This window comes from Kitasatospora sp. NPDC018058, assembly GCF_044327205.1.
In the GTDB taxonomy this organism is placed as follows: Bacteria; Actinomycetota; Actinomycetes; order Streptomycetales; family Streptomycetaceae; genus Kitasatospora.
The window spans coordinates 34,415-59,988 of record NZ_JBIRFA010000028.1 but is presented as its reverse complement, the minus strand read 5'-3'; the positions used below and the strand labels follow the sequence as shown (position 1 = coordinate 59,988).

Annotated in this window: 27 protein-coding genes; 15 read left to right on the top strand and 12 right to left on the bottom strand. The window is 72.3% G+C overall.

What is annotated here, in order from left to right; all coding sequences use genetic code 11:
* The first annotated feature begins 5 nt into the window (after nucleotides 1-5).
* Genes ACH4E7_RS31425 through ACH4E7_RS31400 form a run of 6 tightly spaced genes read left to right on the top strand, consistent with a single transcriptional unit; the run spans nucleotide 6 to nucleotide 8,302 of the window.
* Entirely contained in the window at nucleotides 6-1,526 is a 1,521-nt protein-coding gene (locus ACH4E7_RS31425) for a SagB family peptide dehydrogenase (RefSeq protein ID WP_396252551.1), read from the top strand.
* Nucleotides 1,523-2,335, top strand: coding sequence for an HlyD family efflux transporter periplasmic adaptor subunit (locus tag ACH4E7_RS31420; protein ID WP_396252550.1), 813 nt, complete (start codon nucleotides 1,523-1,525; stop codon nucleotides 2,333-2,335). Before ACH4E7_RS31425 ends, ACH4E7_RS31420 begins: the two co-directional genes overlap by 4 nt.
* A 10-nt stretch (nucleotides 2,336-2,345) precedes the next feature.
* Nucleotides 2,346-4,619 carry an NHLP family bacteriocin export ABC transporter peptidase/permease/ATPase subunit gene (locus ACH4E7_RS31415; RefSeq protein ID WP_396252549.1) on the top strand — a complete coding sequence of 758 codons (2,274 nt, stop codon included), beginning with the start codon at nucleotides 2,346-2,348 and terminating at the stop codon, nucleotides 4,617-4,619.
* On the top strand, nucleotides 4,616-7,567 hold the full coding sequence (locus ACH4E7_RS31410) for an NHLP bacteriocin export ABC transporter permease/ATPase subunit (protein ID WP_396252548.1): 2,952 nt from the start codon (nucleotides 4,616-4,618) through the stop codon (nucleotides 7,565-7,567). The genes ACH4E7_RS31415 and ACH4E7_RS31410 overlap by 4 nt, the downstream gene beginning before the upstream one ends.
* A gap of 25 nt (nucleotides 7,568-7,592) precedes the next feature.
* Nucleotides 7,593-7,943 carry a YciI family protein gene (locus tag ACH4E7_RS31405; protein ID WP_396252547.1) on the top strand — a complete coding sequence of 117 codons (351 nt, stop codon included), beginning with the start codon at nucleotides 7,593-7,595 and terminating at the stop codon, nucleotides 7,941-7,943.
* Between the two features lie 5 nt (nucleotides 7,944-7,948).
* Nucleotides 7,949-8,302 carry a YciI family protein gene (locus tag ACH4E7_RS31400; RefSeq protein WP_396252546.1) on the top strand — a complete coding sequence of 118 codons (354 nt, stop codon included), beginning with the start codon at nucleotides 7,949-7,951 and terminating at the stop codon, nucleotides 8,300-8,302.
* A gap of 53 nt (nucleotides 8,303-8,355) precedes the next feature.
* Here the strand turns inward: ACH4E7_RS31400 and ACH4E7_RS31395 are convergent, their stop codons facing one another.
* The gene (locus ACH4E7_RS31395) at nucleotides 8,356-8,556 is read right to left on the bottom strand and encodes a DUF397 domain-containing protein (protein ID WP_396252545.1); all 201 of its coding nucleotides are present in this window, start codon (nucleotides 8,554-8,556) and stop codon (nucleotides 8,356-8,358) included.
* Complete coding sequence (locus tag ACH4E7_RS31390; RefSeq protein ID WP_396252544.1) at nucleotides 8,549-9,412, bottom strand: helix-turn-helix domain-containing protein; 864 nt, start codon at nucleotides 9,410-9,412, stop codon at nucleotides 8,549-8,551. The genes ACH4E7_RS31395 and ACH4E7_RS31390 overlap by 8 nt, the downstream gene beginning before the upstream one ends.
* A 289-nt stretch (nucleotides 9,413-9,701) precedes the next feature.
* Between ACH4E7_RS31390 and ACH4E7_RS31385 the strand changes: the two genes are divergently transcribed.
* The 4 genes from ACH4E7_RS31385 (at nucleotide 9,702) to ACH4E7_RS31370 (ending at nucleotide 11,365) form a co-directional block, all read left to right on the top strand.
* A complete protein-coding gene (locus tag ACH4E7_RS31385) occupies nucleotides 9,702-10,064 on the top strand; it encodes an ATP-binding protein (RefSeq protein ID WP_396252543.1) in 363 nt (120 codons plus the stop codon).
* Nucleotides 10,061-10,312 (top strand): hypothetical protein, encoded by a 252-nt coding sequence (locus ACH4E7_RS31380; RefSeq protein WP_396252542.1) that lies wholly within the window; start codon nucleotides 10,061-10,063, stop codon nucleotides 10,310-10,312. The genes ACH4E7_RS31385 and ACH4E7_RS31380 overlap by 4 nt, the downstream gene beginning before the upstream one ends.
* On the top strand, nucleotides 10,309-10,431 hold the full coding sequence (locus ACH4E7_RS31375) for a hypothetical protein (protein WP_396252541.1): 123 nt from the start codon (nucleotides 10,309-10,311) through the stop codon (nucleotides 10,429-10,431). The genes ACH4E7_RS31380 and ACH4E7_RS31375 overlap by 4 nt, the downstream gene beginning before the upstream one ends.
* A 214-nt stretch (nucleotides 10,432-10,645) precedes the next feature.
* Nucleotides 10,646-11,365, top strand: a complete 720-nt coding sequence (locus tag ACH4E7_RS31370) for a G1 family glutamic endopeptidase (protein ID WP_396252540.1) — start codon at nucleotides 10,646-10,648, stop codon at nucleotides 11,363-11,365.
* 200 nt (nucleotides 11,366-11,565) lie between these two features.
* On the opposite strand, the gene ACH4E7_RS31365 is transcribed toward ACH4E7_RS31370, so the two are convergent.
* Nucleotides 11,566-12,018: an ATP-binding protein gene (locus ACH4E7_RS31365; protein ID WP_396252539.1), complete on the bottom strand. Its 453-nt coding sequence runs from the start codon at nucleotides 12,016-12,018 to the stop codon at nucleotides 11,566-11,568.
* Nucleotides 12,019-12,241: 223 nt separating this feature from the next.
* Complete coding sequence (locus ACH4E7_RS31360) at nucleotides 12,242-13,462, bottom strand: helix-turn-helix domain-containing protein (protein ID WP_396252538.1); 1,221 nt, start codon at nucleotides 13,460-13,462, stop codon at nucleotides 12,242-12,244.
* 255 nt (nucleotides 13,463-13,717) lie between these two features.
* Between ACH4E7_RS31360 and ACH4E7_RS31355 the strand changes: the two genes are divergently transcribed.
* Nucleotides 13,718-13,906 carry a hypothetical protein gene (locus ACH4E7_RS31355; RefSeq protein ID WP_396252537.1) on the top strand — a complete coding sequence of 63 codons (189 nt, stop codon included), beginning with the start codon at nucleotides 13,718-13,720 and terminating at the stop codon, nucleotides 13,904-13,906.
* A 49-nt stretch (nucleotides 13,907-13,955) separates the two neighbouring features.
* On the top strand, nucleotides 13,956-14,123 hold the full coding sequence (locus ACH4E7_RS31350; protein ID WP_396252536.1) for a hypothetical protein: 168 nt from the start codon (nucleotides 13,956-13,958) through the stop codon (nucleotides 14,121-14,123).
* A 62-nt stretch (nucleotides 14,124-14,185) separates the two neighbouring features.
* On the opposite strand, the gene ACH4E7_RS31345 is transcribed toward ACH4E7_RS31350, so the two are convergent.
* Complete coding sequence (locus ACH4E7_RS31345) at nucleotides 14,186-15,343, bottom strand: MFS transporter (RefSeq protein ID WP_396252535.1); 1,158 nt, start codon at nucleotides 15,341-15,343, stop codon at nucleotides 14,186-14,188.
* On the opposite strand from ACH4E7_RS31345, the gene ACH4E7_RS31340 reads away from it, so the two are divergent.
* The gene (locus tag ACH4E7_RS31340; protein WP_396252534.1) at nucleotides 15,276-16,448 is read left to right on the top strand and encodes an alpha/beta fold hydrolase; all 1,173 of its coding nucleotides are present in this window, start codon (nucleotides 15,276-15,278) and stop codon (nucleotides 16,446-16,448) included. The two genes, ACH4E7_RS31345 and ACH4E7_RS31340, sit on opposite strands and share 68 nt — an antisense overlap.
* A gap of 52 nt (nucleotides 16,449-16,500) precedes the next feature.
* On the opposite strand, the gene ACH4E7_RS31335 is transcribed toward ACH4E7_RS31340, so the two are convergent.
* From ACH4E7_RS31335 to ACH4E7_RS31305, 7 genes are all read right to left on the bottom strand, one after another.
* Nucleotides 16,501-17,274: an alpha/beta fold hydrolase gene (locus tag ACH4E7_RS31335; protein WP_396252533.1), complete on the bottom strand. Its 774-nt coding sequence runs from the start codon at nucleotides 17,272-17,274 to the stop codon at nucleotides 16,501-16,503.
* Nucleotides 17,267-18,208: a Rieske 2Fe-2S domain-containing protein gene (locus ACH4E7_RS31330; protein ID WP_396252532.1), complete on the bottom strand. Its 942-nt coding sequence runs from the start codon at nucleotides 18,206-18,208 to the stop codon at nucleotides 17,267-17,269. Before ACH4E7_RS31330 ends, ACH4E7_RS31335 begins: the two co-directional genes overlap by 8 nt.
* A gap of 11 nt (nucleotides 18,209-18,219) precedes the next feature.
* Nucleotides 18,220-19,449, bottom strand: a complete 1,230-nt coding sequence (locus ACH4E7_RS31325) for a flavin monoamine oxidase family protein (RefSeq protein ID WP_396252531.1) — start codon at nucleotides 19,447-19,449, stop codon at nucleotides 18,220-18,222.
* Nucleotides 19,450-19,454: 5 nt separating this feature from the next.
* On the bottom strand, nucleotides 19,455-20,648 hold the full coding sequence (locus ACH4E7_RS31320) for a cytochrome P450 (protein ID WP_396252530.1): 1,194 nt from the start codon (nucleotides 20,646-20,648) through the stop codon (nucleotides 19,455-19,457).
* A 29-nt stretch (nucleotides 20,649-20,677) separates the two neighbouring features.
* On the bottom strand, nucleotides 20,678-21,547 hold the full coding sequence (locus tag ACH4E7_RS31315) for an ABC transporter permease (protein WP_396252529.1): 870 nt from the start codon (nucleotides 21,545-21,547) through the stop codon (nucleotides 20,678-20,680).
* A complete protein-coding gene (locus ACH4E7_RS31310) occupies nucleotides 21,544-22,587 on the bottom strand; it encodes an ABC transporter ATP-binding protein (protein ID WP_396252528.1) in 1,044 nt (347 codons plus the stop codon). The genes ACH4E7_RS31315 and ACH4E7_RS31310 overlap by 4 nt, the downstream gene beginning before the upstream one ends.
* A gap of 92 nt (nucleotides 22,588-22,679) precedes the next feature.
* Nucleotides 22,680-23,048 carry a hypothetical protein gene (locus ACH4E7_RS31305; protein WP_360497842.1) on the bottom strand — a complete coding sequence of 123 codons (369 nt, stop codon included), beginning with the start codon at nucleotides 23,046-23,048 and terminating at the stop codon, nucleotides 22,680-22,682.
* A gap of 319 nt (nucleotides 23,049-23,367) precedes the next feature.
* Between ACH4E7_RS31305 and ACH4E7_RS31300 the strand changes: the two genes are divergently transcribed.
* Entirely contained in the window at nucleotides 23,368-24,693 is a 1,326-nt protein-coding gene (locus ACH4E7_RS31300; RefSeq protein ID WP_396252527.1) for a cytochrome P450, read from the top strand.
* Nucleotides 24,690-25,568, top strand: coding sequence for a class I SAM-dependent methyltransferase (locus tag ACH4E7_RS31295; RefSeq protein ID WP_396252526.1), 879 nt, complete (start codon nucleotides 24,690-24,692; stop codon nucleotides 25,566-25,568). Before ACH4E7_RS31300 ends, ACH4E7_RS31295 begins: the two co-directional genes overlap by 4 nt.
* The last annotated feature ends 6 nt before the right edge of the window (nucleotides 25,569-25,574 follow it).

The window sequence follows — 25,574 nt, the reverse complement described above, 5'->3', positions numbered from 1 at the left end:
ACGCGATGACCACCGAACTCGACGAGATCCACCTGCCCGCGGCCGCCCGAACGGTCCGCCGGCTGCGACTGCGCCCGGACGGCGCGCTCGCCCCGCTCGGCCCCCGGGCCGTACGGCTGACCGCGCCCGTCGGCGCGCTGAACCTGCCCGACCTGGCGCCCGGCGCCATGGCGGCGGTGGCCGCGCTGGCCGCCAGGGAGCAGACCGAGGAGGAACTGGCCGCCCTGGTCGCGGCCCGGGACGGCGACGCCGGACTGCTGCGCTGGCAGCTGGCCCGCCGCCGGCTCGGGATGGCCGGGATGCTGGAGCACTCCGTCCACCTGGCGACCTCCACCCCGACCGACGGCGCGGACGAGCCGCTGGCCCGGCTGCGGCCGGTCGGCCGGGGCGCCGCCGAGCCGGGCCCCACCCCGGACCCGACCGGCCTGGTGAAGCTGTCCCGCTTCGCCTCCGCCGCGGTCGAGGACGGCGCCCTGCTGGTACGCGCCCCGGGCAGCCCGCTGGCCGTCCAGCTGACCGCCCGGGCGGCCGGCCTGCTGGCCGCCCTGGCCGGCTGGACCAGCCCCGCCGCACTCGCCCAACTGCCCGGCGGCCTGCCGCTGGACGCCGTCCGGCAGACCCTGCGGCTGTTCGCCGCCGCCGGGCTGCTGGCGTACGGCTCCCCCGGCGCCGAGCCGGAGGCCGAGGAGCAGCGCTTCGCCCAGTGGCAGGCCGCCGACCTCGCCTTCCACTCCCGCACCCGCCGGCCCACCAGCGTCGCCGGGTACGGCGGCACCTACCGGTTCGGCGACCGTTTCGACCCCGAGCCGGCCTCGCCGGCGCCCTTCCCGGGCGAGAAGGTCGCCCTGTCCGTCCCGGACCTGGACGAACTCGCCCGCGCCGACCGGCCGTTCACCGAGGTGCTGGAGCAGCGCCGCTCGGTGCGCGACCACGACGAGCAGGCGCCGATCACGCTGGAGCAGCTCGGCGAGCTGCTCTACCGCAGCGTCCGGCGGCGGCAGACCTTCACCGGCGGCGACGGCCAGGAGCTGGCCGACCGGCCGTACCCGAGCGGCGGCGCGGTGCACGAGCTGGAGGTGTACCCGCTGGTGACCTCCTGCGCGGGCCTGGCGCCCGGCCTGTGGCACTACGCGACCGACCGGCACGAGCTGGAGCTGGTCAGCGAGCCCGACCAGGCGACCGCCCAACTGGTCAAGAACGCCCGCGAGTCGAGCCTGATGCAGGCCGACCCGCAGGTGGTGCTGCTGGTCACCGCGCGCTTCGGCCGGGTGATGTGGAAGTACGAGACGGTCGCCTACCCGCTGATCCTCAAGCACGTCGGCGCGCTCTACCAGACCCTCTACCTGGTCGGCACCGCCATGGACCTCGCGGTCTGCGGCCTCGGCGGCGGCGACGCGGCCGACTTCGCCACGGCCAGCGGCCTCGACTACTTCACCGAGGGCAGCGTCGGCGAACTGGTCATCGGAAGTCGTTCACGGACGCTGCGCCAGGACGTCGGCGTCCCACGGAGAGAAGCCAAAGCATGAAGTTCCGTTTCAAAGCGCTGCAGCGGATGCGCGAGCCGGACGAGCTCGACTCGCCCACCCTGCTCGCCGCACCGCGGGGCTGGATCGCCCTGTTCGTCGTCATGATCACCATGGCGGCGGCGCTGCTGTGGACCTTCGCCGGGAACATCCCGATCACCGTGGACGCCCCCGGCCTGCTGAGCCGCCCGCACGGCACCGCGATGATCCAGAGCCCGTTCGGCGGGATGGTCCGCACCGTCCTGGCCAAGCCCTCCGACCAGGTCAAGCAGGGCCAGTCGGTGGCCCGGGTCGAGGACGCCGAGGGCCACAGCCGGGAGATCACCAGCCCGTTCGGCGGGCGGGTGGTCGGCCTGTCGGTCACCGACGGCCAGGTGGTCGCCCCCGGCTCCCCGGTGGTCTCGGTCGAACGGATCGACGACCCCCAGGAGGGCATGGTCGCGATGGTCTTCGTGCCCGCGACCCACACCGTCGGGCTGGCGCCCGGCGACCAGGTCGACCTCAACGTGTCCACCAGCCCGGCCGGCGCCTTCGGCCTGCTGCGCGGCACGGTCAGCTCGGTCAGCCCGTACGCGCTCACCAAGGAGGCGGTCTCCGGACTGGTCGGCGGCGACCTCGCCGCCCAGCGCTACCTGGGCAAGGACGCGCCCCGCCTGGTCGTGGTCGAGCTGACGCCCGACCCGAGCACCCCGACCGGCTACTCCTGGACCTCGCAGAGCGGCCCGCCCAACCCGCTGGGCACCCAGGTCGCGGTCACCGCCACGATCAACGTGGGCCAGCAGACGCCGTTCAACCTGATCCTCGGCCGCTGAGGGGGCTCCGATGACAGCCACGATCCCGGAGACCACCCCGGCGACCACACCGGAACCCGAGCCGAGCGGGAAGCGCCGCCGCAGCCGCCCCACCCGGGCGGCCGCGCCGCGGCGCTGGCGGCACGTCGTCCCCACCGTCCTGCAGATGGAGTCGGTCGAGTGCGGCGCGGCCAGCCTCGCCATGATCCTCGCCTACCACGGCCGTTGGGTCCCGCTGGAGGACCTGCGCGGCGTCTGCGGCGTCTCCCGCGACGGCGCCCGCGCCTCCACCCTGCTGAACGCCGCCCGGACGTACGGGCTGAAGGCCCGCGGCTACCAGACCGAGGCCGAGAAGCTCCGCGACCTCGACGGCCCGGTGATCATCTTCTGGGCCTTCCAGCACTTCATGGTCGTCGAGGGCATCCGCACCCGCTACGGCCGCACCGTCGTCGCGGTCAACGACCCGGCCAGCGGCCCGCGCCTGATGGAGTGGGACGAGTTCGACTCCGGCTTCACCGGGATCGTGCTCTCCTTCGAGAAGGGCCCCGACTTCGAGCCCGGCGGCGACAAGGGCGGCATCGGCCGCGCCCTGCTGGAACGCCGGCTGCCCACCGGACGCGCGATGCCGCTGGTGCTGCTCGCCAGCCTGCTGCTGGTGCTGCCGGGCATCGCGATCCCCGCGTACACCCGGGTGTTCATCGACCGGGTCCTGGCCGGCAGCGGGAGCGGCTACCTCCTCCCGCTGCTGGCCGCCATGACCGCCACCGCCGTCGTCGTGTTCGTGCTGACATCCGTCCAACGGCACTACCTGCTGCGGATCGAGATCCGGATGGGGCTGGTCAGCTCCGCCCGGTTCTTCCGGCACCTGCTGCGACTGCCCGTCGACTTCTTCCTGCAGCGCCGCCCGGCCGAGGTGGCCAAGCGGGTGTCCGGCAACGACGTGGTCGCCGAGATCCTCTCCCGCGACCTCGCGCTCACCGTGATCAACCTCGGCCTGGTGCTGTTCTACGCGGCCGTACTGATCCGCTACGACATCCTGCTCGGCGTGGTCGGCGTCGGCATGGCGCTGCTCAACGTCGTCGTGCTGCAGGCCGTCGCCCGGGCCCGTACCGACGCGGTCGCCGCACTGCGCACCGACCGCGGCAACCTCACCGCGACCACCTTCACCACCCTCGCGCTGATCGAGACCGTCAAGGCCACCGGCGCCGAGCAGGACGCGTTCAGCCGCTGGGCCGGCTTCCTGGCCAAGGTGGTCACCGCCAAGCAGAAGCTGGGCATCCCCAGCGCCGTGCTCACCGTGGTGCCGCCGATGCTGGCCGCGCTCAACAGCGGGCTGATCCTGCTGGTCGGCGGCCAGCGGGTGGTGGACGGCGCGATGAGCGTCGGCATCCTGGTCTCCTTCCAGACCCTGCTGGCCGCACTCAGCCGCCCGGTCACCCAGCTCACCAACCTGGGCGGCCGGCTGCAGGACGTCACCGCCGACATCAAGCGGCTGTACGACGTCGAGCGCTACCCGGTCGCCGCCGCCTTCGCCAAGCCCGAGCCGCCGGCCGGGCCCAAGCTGGACGGCAACCTGGAGTTCGAGAACGTCCGCTTCGGCTACAGCCCGCTCTCCGACCCGATCATCAAGGACCTCAGCCTGACCGTGGTCCCCGGCCGCCGGATCGCCGCGGTCGGCGGCTCCGGCAGCGGCAAGTCCACCCTGGGCCGGCTGCTCACCGGCCTCTACACCCCGTGGTCGGGCCGGATCCTGTTGGACGGGCGGCCGCGCGAGGAGATCTCCCGGGCCGTCCTGGCCTCCTCACTGGCCTACGTGGACCAGGACATCTCGCTGTTCGAGGGCACCGTCCGGGACAATCTGACGCTCTGGAACGACGACGTCCCCGACGAGGCGGTCACCGCCGCGCTGCGCGACGCCGCCGTCTTCGACACCGTGATGACCCGCCCCGGCGGCATCCACAGCCCGGTCCTGGAGGGCGGCCGCAACTTCAGCGGCGGCCAGCGCCAACGACTGGAACTGGCCCGGGCGTTGGCCACCGAGCCGACCCTGCTGGTGCTGGACGAGGCGACCAGCGCGCTCGACCCGGAGACCGAACGCGTGATCATGGACAACCTGCGCCGCCGCGGCTGCGCCTGCCTGATCATCGCCCACCGGCTCTCCACCGTCCGCGACGCCGACGAGATCATCGTGCTGCACGAGGGATCCATCGTCGAACGCGGCACCCACGACGAGCTGTTGGCGCTCGGCGGGCACTACACCGCGCTCATCGAGTCCGCGCGCCGCGAGGAGGAGGACGAACTGTGACGCTTGCTGTGGAGGTGTCCTCGCCGTTCTTCACCGAGGCGGCCGAGCCGGTCGAGCCGCTGGCCGACCGCTACCTCGTGCTGGACGACCCCGGGCGGATGCTGCTGGTCCGCTCCGGCGCCGTCGACCTGTTCGCCGTCCAGCTCGCCTCCGGCGCCCCGCAGGGCCGTTGGCACTTCCTCTGCCGGATCGAGGCCGGCACCCTGGTGCCCGGTGCGGCCGCCGGTCCGCGCGGCATCGTCGCCCGGCCGGTGCTCGGCGCCGAACTGTCCTTCCTCGCCACCTCCTGGGTCGAGGGCCTGTCCGCCCGCGGCCGGGAGTGCGGCACCACGGCCGGCGCCGCCGTCCGGGCCCTGCCGGAAGGCGAACAGCAGCTCGCCGCCGACCAGTTCCTGGCCGGACTGGGCCGCGGCCTCACCGCGCTGGCCGGCGCGATGCGCGACACCCTGCCGCCGCGCGAGTTCACCCCGCTCGACCCGACGGAGCCGACCGTCCTCAAGAGGGGCCAGGCGCTGCGCTCGGTGGACGGCCTGCAGTGGGTGCGGGTCGAGGAGGGCGCCGTCGAGGCCCCCGAGGGGGCGGAGGGCGAACTCGCCGAGGGCGCCGAGCTCTGCCTCACCGAACGGGACTGGCTGGTCGCGGCCGGCCCGGCCACCGTCCGGGCCCGCTCCCCGCGCGCACTGCTCGACGAGGGCGGCCTCTGGGAGCGCCTGGCCGCCCACTGCGGGCGGCTGCTGGACGCCGTCGACCGCCGGATCGAGGCCCGCCGGGGCACCGAGACCGAGCTGATCGCCGCCCGCCAGGACCGCGACGCCGGAACGCTCGCCGACTCCGCCCGCGGCTTCGAGACCATCCTGCGCGACACCTCCTCCCGACTGCGGATCGGCGACGCCACCGGCGACGAACCGACCCTGGCCGCCGCCCGACTGGTCGCCGCGCACGAGGGCTTCACCGTCACCGCCCCGGTGGCCGGCAACGGCCACGACCGCCGACTGGACCGGCTGCAGGCGATCGCCCTGGCCTCCAACGTCCGCACCCGGTCCGTACGGCTGGACGGCAACTGGTGGCGCAACGACCTCGGCGCGATGGTCGGCTACCGCAAGGCCGGCGCCCCGGTCGCCCTGCTCCCCCTCGGCGACGGCTACGTCCTGGCCGAGGGCGGCAAGGCCACCCCGCTGACCCCGAAGCTGGCCGCCGAACTGCAGAACAAGGCCACCGTGCTGTACCGGCCGCTGCCGCTGACCGTACGGTCCGTCGCCGGGCTGCTCCGCTTCGGCCTGCGCAACAACCGGCAGGACCTGTGGATGTTCACCGGCATGGCCACCCTGGTCGCGCTGATCGGCCTGCTCGTCCCGGTGATGACCGGCGAGGTGCTCGGCACCTTCGTCGCCCACGCCCAGCGCAACCTGATCACCGAGGGCGCGCTGGTGGTGATCGGCTCCGCGATGGCGGTGGCCGCGCTGTCCATCGTGCAGAACATCGCGGTGCTGCGGATCGAGAGCCGCTCCACCGCCGCGATGCAGGTCGGCGTCTGGACCAGACTGCTGTCGCTGCCCGCGCCGTTCTTCGCCGGCTACTCCACCGGCGAGCTGGGCACCACGGTGCTCGGCGTCAGCGCCGCCCAGGAAACCCTCTCCGGGATGATGACCACGGCGACCCTCGGGCTGCTGACCGGTCTGGCCAACCTGGTGCTGGTCTTCTTCTACGACCTGCGGCTCGCCGGACTGGCCACCCTGCTGGTGCTGGTCGGTGTCGGCGTCGGCCTGGCCGCCGGACGGCTGGAGGTCCGCTGGCAGCGCAAGCTGTACGCGCACGAGCAGACCATGTCCGCCCGGGTCTTCCAACTGCTCACCGCCGTCCCCAAGTTGCGGGTCACCGCGGCCGAGGACCGGGTGTTCGGGGTGTGGGCCGCCGAACTCGGCAAGGGCCGCGGCCTGGCCGCCTCCTCGCGCCGGGTGCAGAACGCCGTCACCACCTTCAACGCGGGCTTCCCACTGGTCTGTTCGGTGGTCATCTTCGGCATCATCGCCGGCCCGCTGGACGGCGCGGTGCCGATCCCCGTCTTCCTCTCCTTCTTCACCGCCTTCAACCTGCTGATCGCCTCCAGCCTGCAGTTCACCTCGGCGGCGGTCACCGCGATGGGCGTGGTGCCGATGCTGGAGCGGCTGCGACCAATACTCGAGGAGAAGCCCGAGGTCGACGACAGCAAGGCCGACCCGGGCGACCTCTCCGGCCGGCTCGGCCTGAGCCACGTCACCTTCCGCTACGGCGAGGACGGCCCGGCGGCCCTCCAGGACGTCACGCTGAGCATCGAGCCCGGCGAGTTCGTGGCGGTCGTCGGCCCGTCCGGCAGCGGCAAGTCCACCGTGCTGCGGCTGCTGCTCGGCTTCGAGCGGCCGGAGAGCGGCACCGTGCTGTACGACGGCCAGGACCTCGGGGAGCTGGAGGTCTCCGCGGTGCGCCGCCAGTGCGGGGTGGTGCTCCAGAACGGCGCGCTGCTGGCCGGCGACATCAAGGCCAACATCGTCGGCTCGACCAACCACACCCTGGACGACGCCTGGGCGGCCGCCGAGATGGCCGGCATCGACAAGGACATCGCGGCCATGCCGATGGGCATGAACACCGTGCTCTCGGAGGGCACCAGCACCCTCAGCGGCGGCCAGCGGCAGCGCCTGATGATCGCCCGCGCACTGGTCTCCCGGCCCCGCATCGTCTTCTTCGACGAGGCGACGAGTGCGCTGGACAACCCGACCCAGCGGCTGGTCACCGAGTCCACCCGACGGCTCAACGCGACCCGGGTGGTGATCGCCCACCGGCTGTCGACGGTCGCCGAGGCTGACCGGATCATCGTGATGGACCAGGGCCGGGTGGTGCAGCAGGGCCGGTACGAGGAGCTGTTGGCGGACCGGGACGGGCTGTTCGCCCGCCTGGCACACCGGCAGATGTAGCTGGCGCTTCGCTTCGGGAGGGGACATGGACTACGCACTGCTGGTCTTCGGCCAGGAGACGGACTGGGACCGGATGACGCCCGAGGAGCGCGAGCAGCGCTTCACCGCCAACCGGGCCTTCGGGCGCGAGCTGGCCGAGGCCGGCGTGCGGATCGTCTACGGCGCGCGGCTGGCCAGACCGGCCGCCGCCGAGGGCGAGGCCCGGGCCGCGGCGGGCGTGCTGGAGGTCGGCGGCCTGTGGGTGATCGACGTGCCCTCCGAGGAGGAGGCGCTGAGCTGGGCGGCGAAACTGCCGGTCAGCGAATCGGGCCGGGTGGAGGTCCGTCGCTGCGACGGGCCTCCGCGCACCAACCGGCCGGTGGGAACGGAGAACTGAGGATCATGGAATACACCCTGCTCATTCACGGCGACGAGCGGGTCTGGGACGCGCTGAGCGAGGCCGAGGAAGCCGAACTCGACGCCGCGCACGCCCGGTTCGGCCGCGAGATGTACGAGGCCGGGGTCGCTGTGCGGTACGGCGGCGGGCTGCGGCGCGCGTGCAGTGCGCGCCTGGTGGTGCCGGGCGGCCCGTCGGAGACGCCGGTCTCCGACGGGCCGTACCGGGAGGGGCACGAGCACATCGGGGGGATCTGGGTCATCGACGTGGCCGACGAGGCAGAGGCGGTCGCCTGGGCCCGCCGGATGCCTGCGGCCCCGGGCGACCTCGTCGAGGTCCGGCCGGTGCGGGTGACCTGAGCCAGCCAACGGCGGCCTCTCGCGGGGAGCGAGAGGCCGCCGGAACGATTCGCTCAGGCGTCGGCGATCAAGTGGTCGAACTCGCCGGCCTTGGCGCCCTGGAGAAACGCTGCGAACTTGGGGGAGGTCATGCGGACGATGACGTCGCCCTCGTCAGACTCGCGGAACTCGATCAACCCATCGATGGCGCGTACCTCAACACAGTTGTCGCTTGAGGCCGAGTAGCTGGACTTCTGCCACGCTGAGCTAGACATGCTGGCCTGCCATTTCTTCCTTGATCGACTGCATGAGGTCACGTGACTTCTCCTCGGAGAGTGCCGTGGAGTCCATCATGGCAAGGAGGGCACGGAACCTTGCGAGATGGGCCGGGCTGTCGAACAGCTGCCCGCCATGCCCTGTGTCCATCTGCGCGGCGTCCAGCTCGGTGATCGGGCCTTCGGCATAGGTGAAGTTCTCGCACGGGCTGGGCACCGCACCGGCAGCGAACGGCACAACTCGCACTGAGATGCTGGGCTGCTCCGAGTCGGCGATGAGAGCGTCGATCTGCTCGATGTTGACCTTCGGATCAATGAACTGCATGCGCAGGGCTGCCTCGTGGATGAAGGCAGAGTATGGCGTCACTCCAGATCGGATGATGCGCTGTCGCTGCATTCGGAAGGCCGTCTTGAGATCGACCTCGTGACGCAGCGGCGGTGGGTAGGCCTGAGCGAACAACGCAGCCGTGTAGGACCCAGTCTGGATCAGGCCGGGGACGAAGGTGGTCCCGTAGACCGAGAGCCGACGGGCGTGACCCTCCAGTTCGGCGATGTCGAGGAAGTCTGTTGCCAGGGTTTCTCGGTACTCCTCCCACCACCCGGGCTTGCCTCGCTCGGTGATGATGTCGGCGAGCGCGTCGATCAGAGGCTGGTTCGAGCACATGCACGTCGTGGCGATCGTGTGCAACCGATCCACGCTGATCCCGATCTTCCCCGACTCCATCTGCGTCACCTGGGCCGGGTTCATGCCGACCGCCCGACCGAGCTGGCTACCGCCGAGGCCGACCTGCTCTCGCATCCTCCGCAGTTCTGTTCCCAGCCTGCGCTGACGAAGTGTGGGGTTCGTACGAGCCATGGTTCCTTCCGAGGCGAGGGTGGTCCCAGTCTGCCGCGCTGGCCTGACATGGGTCCATCTGAGGCCAGCCAGCCACGATCGAGGGAATATCAGGGTTCCATGGAAATTTTGTCATGGATCTGAGTTATCGTCGCTCTCAGATCGATCCGACGGATCGTCAGTAATGCCTGCATTCCGGGCAGTAGGCGCCTGCCGCCCCGGCACCGAAGAGCAACCAGCCCCACCTTGGCCTGGCTCACGGCGACGCCCGTCATCGCCTCTCCCACACCACCGCCTCACGGAGGTTCCCGTGTGCACCCGTAACACCCCCTCGCTCACCCTCTCGAAGCAGGCCCTGCGGGACGCCCTGACCCGCAACGGCTGGGACTCCGAGACCATCTTCAACGCCGAACTCGCCCTCGCCGAGCTCATCGTCAACGCCTGGCGCCACGGCGACACCACCGCCCCCGTCGTCTGGTTCTCGCTCCTCCACCACACCCTCCGCGTCACCGTCTCCGACGAGTCCGACGCCCTCCCCCACCAGCGCACCCCCGCCGACTTCGCCGAGACCGGCCGGGGTCTCCAGCTCGTGGAGGGCCTCACCCACCGCTGGGGCGTCGACCCCCAGAAGCACGGCAAAACCGTCTGGTACGAGCTGGACTTCGCCTCGTGACCCGCGAACCCGTCCCGCCGGACGACCCCCGGATGCGGGACTACACCGAGCCCCACATCACCGCCCTCCTCGGCGAACTGCACAGGCGCGGACTCCCGTACGGGCTTCTCTGGGGCTCCGCCGCGCCCGGCGAGACCACCCTCGACGGCCGCATCCTCGTCGACTTCGGCAACTCCCCCGTGAGCACCTTGCTCAACCTCCTCCACCTCCTCCGCGACCTCGACCGGAACGAGGCCTGGACCCCGTGAAGTTCTTCGTCGGCGCCGTCCTCGTCGCCCTCCTCGCGCTCGCGCTCGCCACCGTCGCCCTCGGCATCATCGCGACCCTCAAGATGCCCCACCCCGAGGAGCAGAACGAGCAGCACTGACACACACGAAGGCCCTCGCCCACCCAGGACGAGGGCCTCTTCGGGGCGTCATCACGCCTTCCACCTGGTACGGCGATTCACCCAACACCCAATCCTGCCAAGGCTCTTGCTCGGCTCATGACAGTCCGCCATCCTGTACTGCCACCCCTCACAGCCACCCCACGGCTGGGGCCGGCGTGTGAACCTCCTGCTCGTCCCCCACGAAGGAGCCAGCATGCGCAGATTCCTGATACGCGTCGCCACCCTCGCGGCAGCGGCCACCACCCTCGCCGTCCCCGCCGCGCCGACCACTGCGGTGGCCGCGCAGGGACTGTCGTTCCGCCCCCTGCAGTACAACACCAACGGCTACAACTGGGGCGGCTACGCCGCCACGGGCAGCGGCTTCACCTCGGTCTCGGCGTCCTGGACCGAGCCGAACGCGACCTGCAACTCCACCAACGACCTCTACGCCCCCTGGGTCGGCATCGACGGGTACGGCTCCTCCACCGTTGAGCAGACCGGGGTGGCGACCGACTGCTCCAGCGGCAGCCCGGTCCACCAGGCCTGGTACGAGATGTACCCGGCCAACCCGGTCTACCTGAGCCTCAGTTCGTACCCGGTGTCGGCCGGCGACCACATCACCGCCTCGGTGACCTACGCCGGGAGCAGCAGGTACACCCTGAAGCTGACCGACTCCACGCGAGGCTGGACCTACAGCACCACCAAGTCCCTCTCCGCGAAGCGGGCCAGCGCCGAGGTCATCATCGAGTCGCCGACCGGGTCCTATCCCAACTTCGGCACCCTGAGCTTCACCTCGGCCACCGTCAACGGCAAGTCCCTCGGCTCCTCCGGCCCGGTCGCCCTCGACCCCAGCGCCAACGGCACCTACGAGGCCCGCACCAGCGCACTCGGCTCCAGCGGCACCAGCTTCACCGAAACGTTCCTGCACCAGTAACCGCCCCGCATGGCGCGAGGAGCGGGAAGTCGGCGAGGCCGACTTCCCGCTCCTCGGCGCTTCATGGGGTGGCGACACTCGGACTTGAAGTGGGGTTCCGAGTCGGGCGGTTGTGGTGGTCGCCCCAGGCGAGCAGCGCGAGGAGGAGCGCGAAGGGCAGGAGGGTGCAGAGGATCGCCCTGCCCGGGCTATGGCGGGGTTCAGGAGGCATCGGTGAGGTCGAGTTCGGCCCAGACGGTCTTCGAGTTGGGGTGACGGGGGATGGTGCCCCATCGGTCGCAGAGCGCGTCGATGAGGGTGAGGCCCCGGCCGGACTGGGCGTTTGGCGCGTGGACGGTGGGGAGGGCGGGAAGCTTGTCGCCCCTGGGGTCGCTGATCTCGATGCGAAGGGTGGTGCCCCGGTGCGCGGTGGTGGTGATCGTGAGATGCAGCTCGAAGCCGCGCCCCGGAACGCGTCCGTGCGTGATCGCGTTCGCGGCGAGCTCCGCGACGATGAGGAGGGCGGAGTAGAACGACTCGGTGTGCGTGGAGTGCAGCCCCCAGACGGCGAGTTGGCGTCTGGCGATGCGCCGGCAGATCGCCGCACCCTTGGGAGTACCCGCGAGAGTGGTGGTGTGACTGCGGGGGCTGTCGAGAGGAATCTCGGTCGTCATGGGCAAAAGCGTGACGATGCGGACGTACGCTGACCATGCGTTCGGCGCGCACTCTGTGTGCATGTGCGAGTGCGGACAGCTTGCACCTCCTGGCGCGCCATTCGCGCCGCGACCCGCCGACTCCCCACGCGGAGTACCAGCCCGCCTGATTCAGCACCGCACTATGGCCGTCTCGCCGTCATCAAATGTCCGACGCGCCCATCAAAACTTCGCCGACGGCCCCCTACGAGACGCCTGTACGCGCGGCGAGCTCCCGCACGCCGGCCACCGTAACCGGCGCGTACAGCAGGTCCGCTGTGAGCGCCCGCAAGGCCGGGCGGCGCACTTCCTCCGGGGCGACCTGCTCGGTGAACCGCAGCGACGCGAACGTCTTGCGATGGTCGCCGAGGTGGTGCCACATGCGCGCACAGTCCGTGCCGTACCGGGCCTGGCGCTCGGCGGTCGGCAGCTGTCCCGGCGCGATCCGCGCCGCGTACGGCACGCCCTCGTCGGGGGTGCCCAGCGCCGTGTGAACGCCGATCCAGTACAGGTCCGCCTGCGCGCTGGTGGCGTCGACCGTGAACAGCGGGGTGCTCGGGCAAAGTTCGGCGCTGCTCAGGCGGTCGACCACTTCCGCCGCGCCCGCCATGAGATCGAGGGCGTCCCCTCGGCGCTGCCCGCACGCAGCCGTGTAGGCGCCCGTCATCAGCAGGGTCGCTGCCACGGCCCTGGACACGTCGTTTCGGTCCTGCGAGAGCGAGTCGGCGGTGCGCCGCAGGAGATCGACAGCGGCGGCCGGGCGTCCGGAACGCCGCATCGTGATCGCCAGAACCCGAGCCGCTTCCCCGTGCACCACCGGGTCGCCGCTGGCCTGGGCCGCGGCCAAAGCCCGGTCTGCGGCCGGCCACGCGACATCGCAGTGGGCCTTCAACGCAAGCTCCGTCGCCAGTACCCAGGCGCGGGCCACACACGCATGGGCCTCCTCGCGGGATCGACCGGATAGAGCCTCGCGGGTCGCCTGCGCCGAGCCCAGCAGGCCCGGCAGAGAGTCGCCGAGGTCCCGGTAGCGGGCCGCCGTGAACTGCGCGCGTGCCGAGGCCAGCGACGCCTTGAGCTGCTGCAACGATGTGGGCGCAGCCAGTTCGGGCTCGTACAGGGCTCCGACGATCCGGGCCGACGCGTCCGGGCGCGCGGCAGCCGCCGAGGCGGATGGAAGCACTGACACTCCGGCCGCCGCCATGCCGGCCACGAGCAGCTGCCTGCGGAGCATGACGTCCTCCTGATCCGGGGTCATATCTTGCGCCAGCGTAGCCGGTCGACCCAGCCCGACGGCGTCAAGCGGCAGGTCCAACGCCTGGGCGATCAGCAGAAGCGCCTGCCCGGTCGGGCGGAGCGCGCCCGCCTCAATCCGACTGATCGCAGACGCCGAGTAGCCACATGCCCGGCCCAGCTGGGTCTGAGTCATCCGCTGTGCACACCGAGCAGCCCTGAGGACCGTCCCAAGCCGATGTTGACGTGACACTGAGCAACCCTTCGAGCGCGCAGAGTGGCCAACATATCGACAAGACGGCACTCCCAGGGAGGGCGTGCACGAGGTGTGCGGGGCACGCACACGGCGTGCGGGAGCCCCCCGACGGCATCCACATCTGGGCCACAGCCGGGTTCTCTGAGTGATGCCCGGCCGGCGTACCTCTGCCACTCCATCCCGAGGGGAGACGCCATGAGCACCAGCCTGCTCGACAAGCCCGTCACCGAGACTGAGCCCACCACCACCCCGACGCCCAGTACCCTGCTGGAGCGGGCCGACGAGCCGAGCGCCCGCGCCTGCCCGGTCTGCGGATCGGGTGCGACCTACCAGACCATGGACGGCCGATGGGGCTGCACCGCGTGCGGCTCCACCTGGGCCTGACGCCGGGGAGGACCCGATGGCGGACTGCACGCAGTGTTCTGCTCCTGCAGTGATCGAGGATCTCGACGTGCAGCCGCCGCAGCCCTGGTGCCTCGGATGTGCGACCACCCTCGTGCGAGCCGGCGATCCGGTGATCAACTACCGCTCACTCGACGGCGAGCGCGAGTACCAGCGTGTCTTGGCCGGCGGCAGCACCCAGGTCCTGCCCTTCGGCTGACAGGCGCACCGAAGCGGCCCGCTCCCTGCGCGCAGGGAGCGGGCCGCTCTCGTACGGCTTTCCTACCGGTCCCGCGAGGCGGAAACGTGCGCCACCGCCGCGGCGACGAGCGCGATGCATCCCCCGACCACCATCACCACCGACGTCGACGAGGCGTCGACGACCACCCCGCCGGCCAGGGCGCCGATCGAGATGGTGGCCTGGAACGAGGCTGTGAAAACCGCGGTGGCCGCCTCCGGAGCGTGCGGTGCCGCGCGGACGAACCAGGTCTGGGCGCAGACCGGGACTGCCCCGTATGCGAGGCCCCACACCACGAGCAGCAGCGCCGCTCCCGGCCGCGTGGTCCCGAGGACGGGGAGCAGCAGCACGGACGCCGCGAGCAGCCCGATGGCGGTGGTGAACGTGGAACGCCACCGCCCGGCCCAGGCCCCGCCCGCGAAGTTGCCCACGACGCCCGCGATCCCGTACACGAGCAGGAAGACGGTGACGGCGTCCGGTCCGGCGTGCGTGACGTCCTCCAGGAACGGCGTGACGTAGGTGTACGTGCCGAAGTGGGCGGTCACGAGGAGGAGCGTGACCGCGAGGCCGGCACGGACCGCCCGCGTACGGAGCAGCCCGCGCAGGACGGCGAGGTGGGCGGGGGCCTGCGGCGGCAGCGGGGGCAGGGTCGCGGCGAGTGCGGCGAACACGGCGAGGCTCAGCACCGCCATGGCCGCGAAGGCCGCCCGCCACCCGGCCAGGTGGCCGAGGAGGACCCCGGTGGGCACGCCGAGGACCGACCCCAACGGAACCGCCGAGAAGATGACCGTGTTGGCCCGCCCCTGCCGCTCCGCGGCCACCAGGCGCGGGGCGAGCCCGGCCCCGATCGACCAGAACGCGCCGATGACGACCCCGAGCACGACCCGCGCCGCGAGCACCGCCCAGTAACCGGGGGCGAGCGCGTTGACGAGGTCGGCGAGCGCGAGGGCGAGCATGAGGCCGCAGAGCACGCCGCGCCGGTCGGCCCGCCGGACGGCGACCGTGACGACCGGGGCAGCGACGGCGGCGACGATGCCCGGCAGGGTCATCATCAGCCCGGCGGTGCCGTCCGGGATCCGGAAGGTGGCGCCGATCGGGGTGAGCAGGCCGATCGGCAGGAGCTCGGTGGTGACGATGGAGAAGATCCCCGTCATCACGGAGACGACGGCGAGCCAGCCGCGAACCGGGCCCCGGGCGGGCATACGGACGGCAGCGGACGACGTGGGGACAGAGGTGGTGGGCACGCGGCCAGTCCATCAGCGGCCCTGTCCCGGGGGCTGGCGCGATTGCGACCTCAACGTCCGGGCCGTTCTCGGCAGTGGGCGAGGGATCGCACATCGCCGGCTGACCCCGGCGAGAAGCATGCCGGGCGAGCTCGCTCAATACGTGGGCGGCTTCGATTGTGGTCGGCTGTTCGGTGGTCGACTCCGCTCCTCGTGCCGGGAGTTGGCCCTTCGGTCGGCCAGGCAAGGGGGGAGCGTGCTCTGCGAGGATGGCCGCATGCCTCGGTTCACCTCGTATGACGGAACGACGTTGTCCTATTCGGTTGCCGGAAGGGGACCCGCGCTGGTCTGTCTGGCCGGCGGGCCCGGGGCGGACGTGCGCGACCTCGGTCGTCTCGGTGGGCTGGACGGCTTCCGCACTCTGGTCATGCTGGATGCCCGTGCCGCAGGGCGGTCGGAGGTGCCGTCGGACCGTGCCAGTTGTGCTTTCACCGAGCAGGCCCGCGACCTGGAGGAGCTGCGGCGGCGGCTGGAGATCGAACGCCTGGATGTGGTCGCCCACTCGGCAGGCACTCTGACCGCCCAGGCGTTCGCGGCCGACCACCCGGAGAAGTTGGGCAAGCTCGTCCTGATCACTCCTGCCGGCCTGGTCTCCCGGGAGGTGGACGAAGTGGAGGTGGCGGCGATCCGGGCGCGACGTGCCGATGAGCCGGGCAGTGCCGAAGCGTTGGCGGCCGGGGCACAGCCTTGGAGCTACGGCGCGTGGTCGGACACGACGCGCAGGCACCACGAGGCCGAGGCCACCTATCCGCAGCCGCCGTCGTGGCTGCGTGACGCCTTCTACGTGCGCCCGGCCTCCGAGGCGGCCGCTGCGACCGAGGTCGCCCGTCGTGCTGCCGTACTCAGCCCGGTGCTGGTGGTCGCCGGTTCGGAGGACGGGGTGGCGGGCGTCAGGGCGGCTCGGCGCGTCGCGTCCTGCTACCCGGTCGGCCGCTTGGAGGTGCTCGCCGGCTGCGGGCACTGGCCCTGGATCGACGAACCGACGGCGTTCCGCGAGCTGGTCAGCGGCTTTCTGGACGGCTGAGGCTCCGGTCGGTCTCCGTCGACTCCCGCCCTCCTCGCTGGCCAGGAGGCTTTCAGGCCAGGTGGGCGGCGATCAGCGGGGCGCACGCGTCCGGGCGCTCCAGCAGCGGGAGGTGGCCGGTTTCAGGGAGGGTCTCCAGGTGGCAGTCGGGGACGGTGTCGCGCAGCAGTTCGGCGTTGCGGACGAAGGCGGGCATGTCCTCGTCGCCGAGGACGACCAGGGTGCGGGCGGCGATGCGGCGCAGGTCGTCCTCCGTGTGCTGGTGGGCGGTGAGGGCGTCCATGGCCCGGTTGCCCAGCTCGGCCCAACTGTGGCGGACGACCACCGCCCTGAGTGCGGCGCGGAGTTCGGGGTGGCGCTCGGTGCCGGTGAAGATGTCGGGCGGGGACTGCATCCACAGGTCGGCGAGCTGCTCGCCGGGGCCGGCGAAGCGGTAGAGCATCGACAGCTGCTTGTAGCGGACCCGGGCGGAGTCCTCGTTGGGGGTGCCGGCCAGGGTGGGGGCGGCGAGCACCAGGCGGTCGAGCGAACCGGGCTCTTGGATGGCGAGTTGCAGGGCGGACATCGAGCCGAAGGAGAGCGCGACCACCCTGCGGGCACCGTTCTCCTTCGCCACCTCAGCCAACTGCCCGGCCAACGCCGTGAGCGTCAGCCCCGGCCGGAACGGCGCGGAGCCACCGTGGCCGGGCAGGTCGACGCCGATGTGGGTCCAGCCGGGCAGGCGGTCCCACAGCGGCTGCCAGGTGGTGGAGTCCATCGTGTAGCCGTGGATCCACAGCACGGCCGGACCACTGCCCCGGCGGTGCAGGTGCAGGCCCTCAGGCACCGTTGCCTCCGTAGAAGTCCTCGCAGAAGGCCCGGAAGGCGAGCACCGGCTCGTCCCGGGCGTCGTAGCGCGGAGTCATGTCGTGGTCCAGGTGCTCCCAGACCACCTTGTCCTCGGCGAGCGCCTTCTCGCTGCCGCCCAGCAACACCGGCAGGGCGGCCCGCTGGTTCTCGCGCACGCCGATGGCGACCCGGGCGACGCAGCCGCCGTCGGCGGTCGGCACCGAGCCGGTGACGATCACCTGCCGCTCCGCCTCCGGGCCGAACTCGGTGACCACCACGTTGGGGCTGAACGCCTGGGCGTGGAAGCGCGGCTTGAAGTCCCACCGAACCCGTCCGGTCCGGACCGCCTCCCAGCGGATCTCCTCCAGCTTGCGGGCTTCCTGCCAGGGCGAGGTCTGCATCAGGAACTCGCCCTCGATGACCAGCTCGCCGTGCTCGCCGGTCCGCGTGGCCATCCCCCGGGTGCCGGGCACCCCGTGTACGGCCTTGAAGTGGTCCGGGTCGAAGGCGTTCTCCACCACGTACTCGCCCGCCACCGCGACCGGCAGGCTGACGGCCGCGACCAGCGGGTAGTCGTCCCGCCAGCCCTTGAACGCCTGCTCGAAGCCGCGGTCGCCGGCCGGGTCGTCCGACAGGCGGACGAACAGCGCGTCACCCCACTCCAGCACCCGGTGCTCGGCGACCGACCAGTGCTTGGACGGATCCCCCAGGGCGATCCGCTTGCCGTGGAAGGGGCAGACCACGCAGTCGCCCTCGCGCCGCCCGCCGTAGCCCAGGTGAGCACCGCGGTGCGGGCAGGAGGCGTCCAGGACGCGGATCCGCTCCCCCTCGCGGACGGCGATCAGGCGGCGCGGGCCGATCGCCAACGGGGTGATCCCGTCGCTCAGTTCGGATCGGAAGGCCAGCAGGTACCAGCCGTCGTGCACAGTCATCGGACTCACGTTCATCGGTTCGCCAACGCTTTGAGCAGGTCTTCGGCGGCCCGCTCCCCGCTCTCCAGGGCGCCCTGCACCCAGGGCAGCCGTTCACCCGCCACGGTCGCCTCGCCGGCGAAGAAGAGCGTGCCGTCCACCGGTTCCGCCCACTGCCGGGCGGCCTCCTCCAGCCCGGCCCGGGGCGCGGTGAACGCCCCGCCGGCGTACGGGTCCCGCCCCCAGTCGGCGAAGGCGAGGTCCAGCACGGCGGCGCCGGAAGTCCAGGGCAGCACGGTGGCCAGCAGCCCGGCCAGCGCCGTACGGTCGGCGGCGGCCGCGCGCAGTTCGGCGGCGGCCCCTGCCTTGGCGACCACCAGCACCTCGGGACGGCCGGCGGCGCAGCGGGTGAAGCCGGTGCGGCCGTCCACGTCGAAGACGATCACGGTGTCGGGCGCGGGCCGGTCCAGGGTGACCACCGCGCAGTAGCCGTCCCCGGCAGGCAGTCGGGCGGCCGCGGCGAGCTTGTTCTCGGGCAGCCCGGCGATCGCTCCGCCCGCGAGGACGGCCGGCGGGACGGTGAGCACGGCCGCGCGGGCGACGGCCGCCCCGGTGCCGGTCCGTACGGTGACCCGCCCGGGCTCGTACGCCAGCTCCCGGACGGGTTCTCCGAGCCGGACCTCCAAGCCCCCGGCCAGCCGCTCGGGCAGCCGGGCGAAGCCGCCCTCGACAGCGAACTCGCCCTCGCCGACGGTGTCCTGTCGGTGCGCCTCGGCGACGGCGGCGGCGCTCAGCTGCTCCGGCTCGGCGGCCCAGTTCTGCCGGAACCACTCGATGACGGCCGCGGCCTCGGGGCCGGTGCTGCCGTGGGCGCGCAGCCAGGTACCGACCGACAGGCCGGTGACGCCGGGGGCACGGTGCAGCATGGCCTCCAGCTGCCAGGGTGCGCGACGGCCTATACTCAGCGTGCCCATCGGCCGGTCGGCGCCGTCCTCGACGATCCGGGCGGTGACCCGGCGCGGTACGGCGGCGGTGCGGCCGGGGCCGAGCAGCTCGTGCACCGGGTTGTGCTCCCCGTGCACGACCTGGGCGCCGAGCTCCAGCGGCGGGCCGCCGTCGGCGGGCTGGAAGGTGTGGATCCGGCCGCCGAGCCGCTCCCGGGCCTCGTACACCACGACGTCCAGGCCCTGCCGACGCAGCAGTCGGGCGCAGTTCAGGCCGGACGCGCCGGCGCCCACCACGATCACGTCGTGCGTCGTCACCGTGTTCACAGCTCACCCCCGAGCTCGATCGGAAGCGCCCGCAGCCGGCGCGGGACGAGGCACTGGTCCCAGTTCGGGGCTCCGGCCGGGCCGCGCAGCGCCGGGAAGCGGCTCACCAGGCGCGGTAGCAGCAGTGCGGCGGTCTGGCGGACCAGCGGGGCGGCCAGGCAGAAGTGCGGGCCGCCGCCGAAGCCGAGGTGCGGGTTGGGGCTGCGGTCCAGGCGCAGCGCGTCCGGGTCGGCGAAGACCTCCGGGTCGCGGTTGGCGGCGGTGAGCACCGCGAGCACCCTGGCGCCGGGCGGCAGCACGCCGCCGCTGAGCTCGACCCGGTCGGTGGTGACCCGGGCGGTGAAGGGGATCGGCGCCTCCAGCCGCAGCAGTTCGTCCACCGCGAGGCGAGCGAGATCCTCGTCGGCCTCGGCAAGCCGGGCGACCGCGGCACGGTCGGGCAGCAGCAGGTGCAGCGCGTTGCCGATGAACTCGGCGAGCGGCTGCCAGCCGCCGATCACGGCCAGGTTGAGGATGCCGAGCGTCTCGGCGCGGCTGAGCCGGTCGTCGGCGGCCAGGGCGGTCAGCGGTACCCGGGCGCCCTCGGCCACCAGGCGGGCGGTGTGGCCGTCCAGGTAGTGGGTGAGCGCGGTCGCGGCGCTGCGGCCGAGGGCGGCGCGGGCTGGCGGCACCATCGGGTCGAGGTTGACGGACGCGGCCCGGGCGAGCGCCTCGAAGCGCTTCGACTCCCCTGCGGGCAGACCGAAGAGGCGGGCGTACACGGCCGTGGCGAGCGGCCGTCCGAGGTCCGCGACGGCGTCCATCCTCCCGCCCACGGGCAGCCGGTCGAGCAGCGCGTCCACGTCGGCGGCCAGCCCCTCGAAGAGGGAACGGACGGCCGCCGGCCCCAGGAGCAGCGCCCCCGGGGCCCGGAGCCGGTGGTGGTCCGGCGGGTCGGTGGTGAGCATGGACGGCGGCAGCGCGTCGTCCCGGGCCCGCTCCCGCTGGCCCTGTGCGGCGGAGAAGCGCGGGTCGCGCAGCACCGTCGCGCAGTCGGCGTGCGCGGTGACGAGCCAGAGCCGGGACGCGGCGTCGTGGTGGACCGGGTCGTTGGCCCGGAGCCACCGGTACGCCGGGTGCGGGTTCGCCCGCCCGGCCGGGGCGAACGGGTGGATCAGGTGCTCTGGCAGGCGCACCGACGCCGTCGTCATGGTCCAGCTCCGTTCATCGGATCACACGGTCAGCGGACCCTGGGTCCGCGCCAGCGGAAGGAGAAGGCGGTCAGCACCAGGCCGGCCAGCGACCAGGCCACCAGGACCATCGCGATGTGCCCCAGTTCCCAGTTCCCGGCCGGTTCCACGGCGGTGAAGGAGTCCGGCAGGAAGACCGAGCGGAAGCCCTGGGCCATCCACTTGACCGGGAAGAACGCGGCCACCGTCTGCATCCAGGCGGGCAGTTGGCCGAACGGGAAGAACACGCCGGAGATGAACTGCAGCACCATGAAGACCGGGGTGACGATCGCCGCCGCCGACCGGCTGTTGGGGATCAGCGCCGAGTACGCGGCGCCGGCCATCGCGCAGGCGACGGTGCCGAGCGCGAGGTCCCAGCCGAGGGTGAACCAGCGCTCCGGGGTGCTGGGCAGCGGCAGTCCGAACAGTGCCAGCGCGATGCCGATCAGCAGCACCGCCTCCAGCACGGTGGTGACGATGACCCGCACCAGCTTGCCGATGAAGTACGCCGACTTGGGCATCGGGGTCATCGCGAGCCGACGGACGGTACCGGTGTCGCGCTCGATCGCGATGTTGATCGCCAGGCCGGAGAAGGCGGTGCTCATCACGCCGGCCGCGATGATGCCGGCCATGAAGACCTGCTTGAGGTCGGTGTCGGTGCCGGCCACCTTGCCCGAGAAGATCGAGCCGAAGACGACCAGCAGGATCACCGGGAACATCAGGGTGAAGACCAGCGACTGCTTGTTCCGGAAGAACGCCCGCAGCTCCACCTTGGAGCGGGCCGCGCCGGCCCGCCAGATGCCGGGCATCCGGGCGGCGCGCCGGGGCGCCTCGGCGGTCCCGCCGACGGGGGCGGTCGCGGTGGGTTGGGTGAGGGTCATCGCTTGCCCGCCTCGTGGGTGATGCTCCGGCTGGTGTCGGCGCCGCGGTCGGTGCCACGGTCGGTGCCGCGGTCGGTGCCGCGGTCGGTGCCGCGGTCGGTGCCGTCGGCGTGCTCCCGGATCAGGTCCAGATAGATGTCCTCCAGGGTGGGCCGGTGCACCCGCAGTTCGGGCAGTTCGCCGACCCCCAGCTGGTGCGCCCACGGGACCAGCGCCGCGAGCAGCGCGGTCGGGGCGTGCGTGGCGATCCCGAGCAGACCGTCCGCGCCCACCGGGGCCGGCTCGGCCCCGCGTGGCAACGACGGCAGTGTGCGGCCGGCCAGCTCCGGCGGAATCCGGAAGGAGACCGTGGTCGGAGTCTGCGAACGGCCGCCGAACTCGGCCAGCGGCCCGTACTGGACCACTCGGCCGGCGACGATCACCGCGGCGCGCTGGGCCAGCGCCTCGGCCTCGTCGAGGTAGTGCGTGGTGAGCACGGTGGTGCGACCGCGCTCGGAGAAGTAGCGGACCAGGTCCCAGGCCTCCCGGCGAGCCACCGGGTCCAACCCGGTGGTGGGTTCGTCCAGGAAGATCAGGTCCGGGTCGCCGACGATGCCCACCGCGACGTCGAGGCGGCGGGCCTGGCCCCCGGAGAGGTCCGTGCTCTGCTTCTTCTCGTGCTTGCCCAGCCCGACCATGTCGATGGCCTGGCCGACGGGCAGCGGGTTCGGGTAGAACGCCGCGAAGTGCTCGACCACCTCACGGACGGTCAGGTCCGAGTAGGCGCCGGTGGTCTGCGGGACCACCCCGATCCTGGCGCGCCACTCGCGCCGGTCCTCGGCCGGGTCACAGCCGAGGACCCGCACGTCACCGCCGGTTCGCTGGCGGACACCCTCCAGGATTTCGACGGTCGTCGTCTTGCCCGCGCCGTTCGGCCCGAGCAGGGCGAAGACCTCACCCCGGTAGATGTCCAGATCCAGACCCTGGACCGCGTGCCAGTCGCCGTAGCTCTTGCGCAGGCCGCGGACTGAGACGGGGTGCTCCCCGACGGCAGTCGCCACTGTGGATCGCTCCTTGGTGGGGTATTCAGGTCGACCTGACACTCAGGTCGACCGGCCGGGCGCCTTGCCCGGCAGCGGGTTTCCCGGCTGGATCAGGTGCAGCAGCAGCAGGGGCAGCAGCAGGAGTTGCCACCGGCCGCGATGTCCGACAGGTCGCCCTCGCTCAGCTCGGCGGTGTCGATCTGCGGGGTCTCCGGGATGTGGAACTCGTAACGGCCGGTCGCCAGACCGATCTCGAACAGCTCGACCTGCACCTCGAGGTTGCCCTCCTGCTCGCCCTCGGCGGCAGTCTGGACGATGACGATCTCGGCGTCGGCCGGGAGCTCCAGGCCGGCCTCGGCGAGGGCGGCGCGGGCGTCGGTACGCAGGCGGGCCGCGTACTCCTCGCTCGACCAGGCGCTGATCAGGGCGCGGGTGTAGCCGTTGACGAACTCGGCCCGCTTCCTCTGGTCCAAAGCCATGTGACTTTTCCTTTTCTCTGGTTTCCGGTTTGCCGGCGGTGCTTCGCTTTGCTTCCCGGCGCCGCCGACAAATGAAGAATGACACGGCCGCAATTGGCCGCCAAGACCTCACTTCCGGTGCCCGGACTAAGTATTGAGCACGTGCGGCAGGTGCGGTAGATTTCAGCCGTCACGCGCCCATGAATACGCATCAGAATACGTATCGGAATACGCATCCGAATACGTACCGGGAAATGCGTACGTACGCATTCGGCGGGCGCGTACGTATTCCGGAAGTCCCGGGGAGCTACCGAGAGGAATCACGGGGGTGGTCCGCACCGTGCCTACGCACACCGTCCCGCCAGGCCCTGCCGACGACGTCGACATGGCGCTGATGAGGGAGTCGCCGCTCGACTTCATCACCGGCCTGGCCCGCACCTACGGAGACGTCACCCGTCACCGGGCCGACGGCGACACCGTCTACCTGCTCAACCGCCCCGAGTACGCCAGGCACGTACTGAAGGACAACGGCGCCAACTACACCAAGGAGGGCACCCCGGACGACGCCATGCTGCGCCCGCTCCTCGGCAACGGGCTGCTGACCAGCAACGGCGCCGACTGGGCCCGCCAACGGCACCTCACCGCGCCCGCGTTCCGCCCCAGCGCGGTGCGCACCTTCGACCGGATCGTCACCGACGCCACCGCCGGGATGCTGGAGCGCTGGCGCCCGTCCGTCGAGTCCGGCGCCCCACTGGAGGTGGACCAGCACCTCACCGCACTGACCCTGGGCATCCTCACCCACGCCATCCTCGGCGCCGACATCGACGGCATCGGCGAGGGCTTCGGCCGCGCGGTGGACGCCGTCAACCGCTGCATCGGCCACTACGTACCGAACCCGGACCCCGACCCGGCCGACACCGCCCGCCGGTACGCCGGCTTCGGCCGCGCCCGGGTCTTCCTCGACACCGTCACCCGCACCCTGATCGCCTCCCGGCGCGCGGGCGGCAGCGGCGGGGCCGGCGGCAACCTGCTGGACACCATGATGTCCGGCGACCACCTGGTCTCCGACGAGGATCTGCGCGACCAGGTGCTGACCATCGTGATGGCCGGCCACGAGACCACCGCCAAGTCCCTGACCTGGACGCTCTACCTGCTCGACCGCCACCCCGAGGAACTGGCCAAGGTCCGCGAGGAGGTCGACCGCGTGCTCGACGGCCGCCCGCCGACCGCCGCCGACCTCCAGGACCTCCCGGCCTGCCGGCGGGCGATCCAGGAGGCGATGCGGCTCTACCCGCCGGTCTGGCTGATCTCCCGCCGGGCCGCCGGCCCCGACGTCATCGGCGGGTACGAGGTCGAGCCCGGCACCCTGGTCTGCGTCAGCCAGTGGGTGCTGCACCGCCACCCCGACTACTGGGACCGGCCGGACGCGTACCGCCCGGACCGCTTCGACGGCGCCGACCTCCCCAGCCACCTCTACCTGCCGTTCGGCGGCGGCGACCGGATCTGCGTCGGGCAGCACTTCGCGATGCTGGAGGCGGTCCTGGTGCTCGCCTCCCTGCTCCAGTCGGTCCGGCTGGAACTGGTCGAAGGCTTCGCGGTCGAACCCGAGGCCCTGGTCACCCTCCGCCCCAAGCACGGCATGACGATGATCGCGAGGCCTCGATGAGCACAGTCGTACGTCCTGTCGGCGGGTCCTACGACCCCGCCCGCACCACCGGCGGCGGCCTGACCGCCGAGCTCGACCGGCTGGAGGCGCAGGCCGCGCTCTCCTTCCCCGAGGAGCTGCGCCTCCTGCGCGAGCTGGGCATGGGCGGCGGCACCGTGCTCGAGCTCGGCGCCGGGCCGGGCGCGGTGACCCGACGGCTGCGCGCCGCGCTGCCCGCCGACACCACCCTGATCGCCGCCGACATCGACGGCGAACTGCTCGCCCACGCGGCCGGCCCCGACGTGACCCTGCTGGTCGCCGACGGCGCCGACCTGCCGCTGCCGGACGCCTGCGTGGACTTCGTCCTGCTCCGCTACGTCCTCCAGCACGTCGCCGACCCGGTCGCGGTGCTCGCCGAGGTCCGCCGGGTACTGCGCCCCGGGGGCCGGGTCGCCTGCACCGAGGTCGACTCCGCGCTGTGGGGCGCCGCCGAGCCCTCGTACCCCGAACTCGCGGGCGTGCACGCCAAGATGGCCGCCGCCCAGCGCGCCGACGGCGGTGACCGCTCGATCGGGCGCCGACTCCCCCGGCTGCTGCGCGCGGCCGGCTTCGAGGAGGTCGCGCTGCGCCCGTTCGCCACCACCAACGACGACCACCCCACCGACGCCTTCGCCCCGCAGTTGGGCCCGCAGCGGCTGGAGCCGCTGGTGGCCCGGGGCCTCCTCTCCCTGGCCGAGCTCGCCCTCGCCGCGGACCGCTGGAACCGCTTCCGGTCGGACCCCGACGCCTGGGTGATGCTGCTCGGCCTCACCGCCGCCGCGACCGCACCCGCGGGCCGCGGACCGCAGGAAGCCGCAACCGCGACCGCGACTGCGGCCGACCCCGCAACCGCCTGACGCCAG

Excerpts from the sequence above, each read along its gene's own strand:
- ACH4E7_RS31315 (WP_396252529.1), bottom strand. The coding sequence starts at position 21,547 with ATGACCCTCACCCAACCCACCGCGACCGCCCCCGTCGGCGGGACCGCC.
- ACH4E7_RS31405 (WP_396252547.1), top strand. The coding sequence starts at position 7,593 with ATGGACTACGCACTGCTGGTCTTCGGCCAGGAGACGGACTGGGACCGG.
- ACH4E7_RS31295 (WP_396252526.1), top strand. The coding sequence starts at position 24,690 with ATGAGCACAGTCGTACGTCCTGTCGGCGGGTCCTACGACCCCGCCCGC.
- ACH4E7_RS31360 (WP_396252538.1), bottom strand. The coding sequence starts at position 13,462 with ATGACTCAGACCCAGCTGGGCCGGGCATGTGGCTACTCGGCGTCTGCG.
- ACH4E7_RS31340 (WP_396252534.1), top strand. The coding sequence starts at position 15,276 with ATGGAGAAGATCCCCGTCATCACGGAGACGACGGCGAGCCAGCCGCGA.
- ACH4E7_RS31425 (WP_396252551.1), top strand. The coding sequence starts at position 6 with ATGACCACCGAACTCGACGAGATCCACCTGCCCGCGGCCGCCCGAACG.
- ACH4E7_RS31370 (WP_396252540.1), top strand. The coding sequence starts at position 10,646 with ATGCGCAGATTCCTGATACGCGTCGCCACCCTCGCGGCAGCGGCCACC.
- ACH4E7_RS31320 (WP_396252530.1), bottom strand. The coding sequence starts at position 20,648 with ATGACGACGGCGTCGGTGCGCCTGCCAGAGCACCTGATCCACCCGTTC.
- ACH4E7_RS31355 (WP_396252537.1), top strand. The coding sequence starts at position 13,718 with ATGAGCACCAGCCTGCTCGACAAGCCCGTCACCGAGACTGAGCCCACC.
- ACH4E7_RS31400 (WP_396252546.1), top strand. The coding sequence starts at position 7,949 with ATGGAATACACCCTGCTCATTCACGGCGACGAGCGGGTCTGGGACGCG.
- ACH4E7_RS31395 (WP_396252545.1), bottom strand. The coding sequence starts at position 8,556 with ATGTCTAGCTCAGCGTGGCAGAAGTCCAGCTACTCGGCCTCAAGCGAC.
- ACH4E7_RS31345 (WP_396252535.1), bottom strand. The coding sequence starts at position 15,343 with ATGCCCGCCCGGGGCCCGGTTCGCGGCTGGCTCGCCGTCGTCTCCGTG.
- ACH4E7_RS31415 (WP_396252549.1), top strand. The coding sequence starts at position 2,346 with ATGACAGCCACGATCCCGGAGACCACCCCGGCGACCACACCGGAACCC.
- ACH4E7_RS31330 (WP_396252532.1), bottom strand. The coding sequence starts at position 18,208 with ATGACTGTGCACGACGGCTGGTACCTGCTGGCCTTCCGATCCGAACTG.
- ACH4E7_RS31390 (WP_396252544.1), bottom strand. The coding sequence starts at position 9,412 with ATGGCTCGTACGAACCCCACACTTCGTCAGCGCAGGCTGGGAACAGAA.
- ACH4E7_RS31420 (WP_396252550.1), top strand. The coding sequence starts at position 1,523 with ATGAAGTTCCGTTTCAAAGCGCTGCAGCGGATGCGCGAGCCGGACGAG.
- ACH4E7_RS31365 (WP_396252539.1), bottom strand. The coding sequence starts at position 12,018 with ATGACGACCGAGATTCCTCTCGACAGCCCCCGCAGTCACACCACCACT.
- ACH4E7_RS31305 (WP_360497842.1), bottom strand. The coding sequence starts at position 23,048 with ATGGCTTTGGACCAGAGGAAGCGGGCCGAGTTCGTCAACGGCTACACC.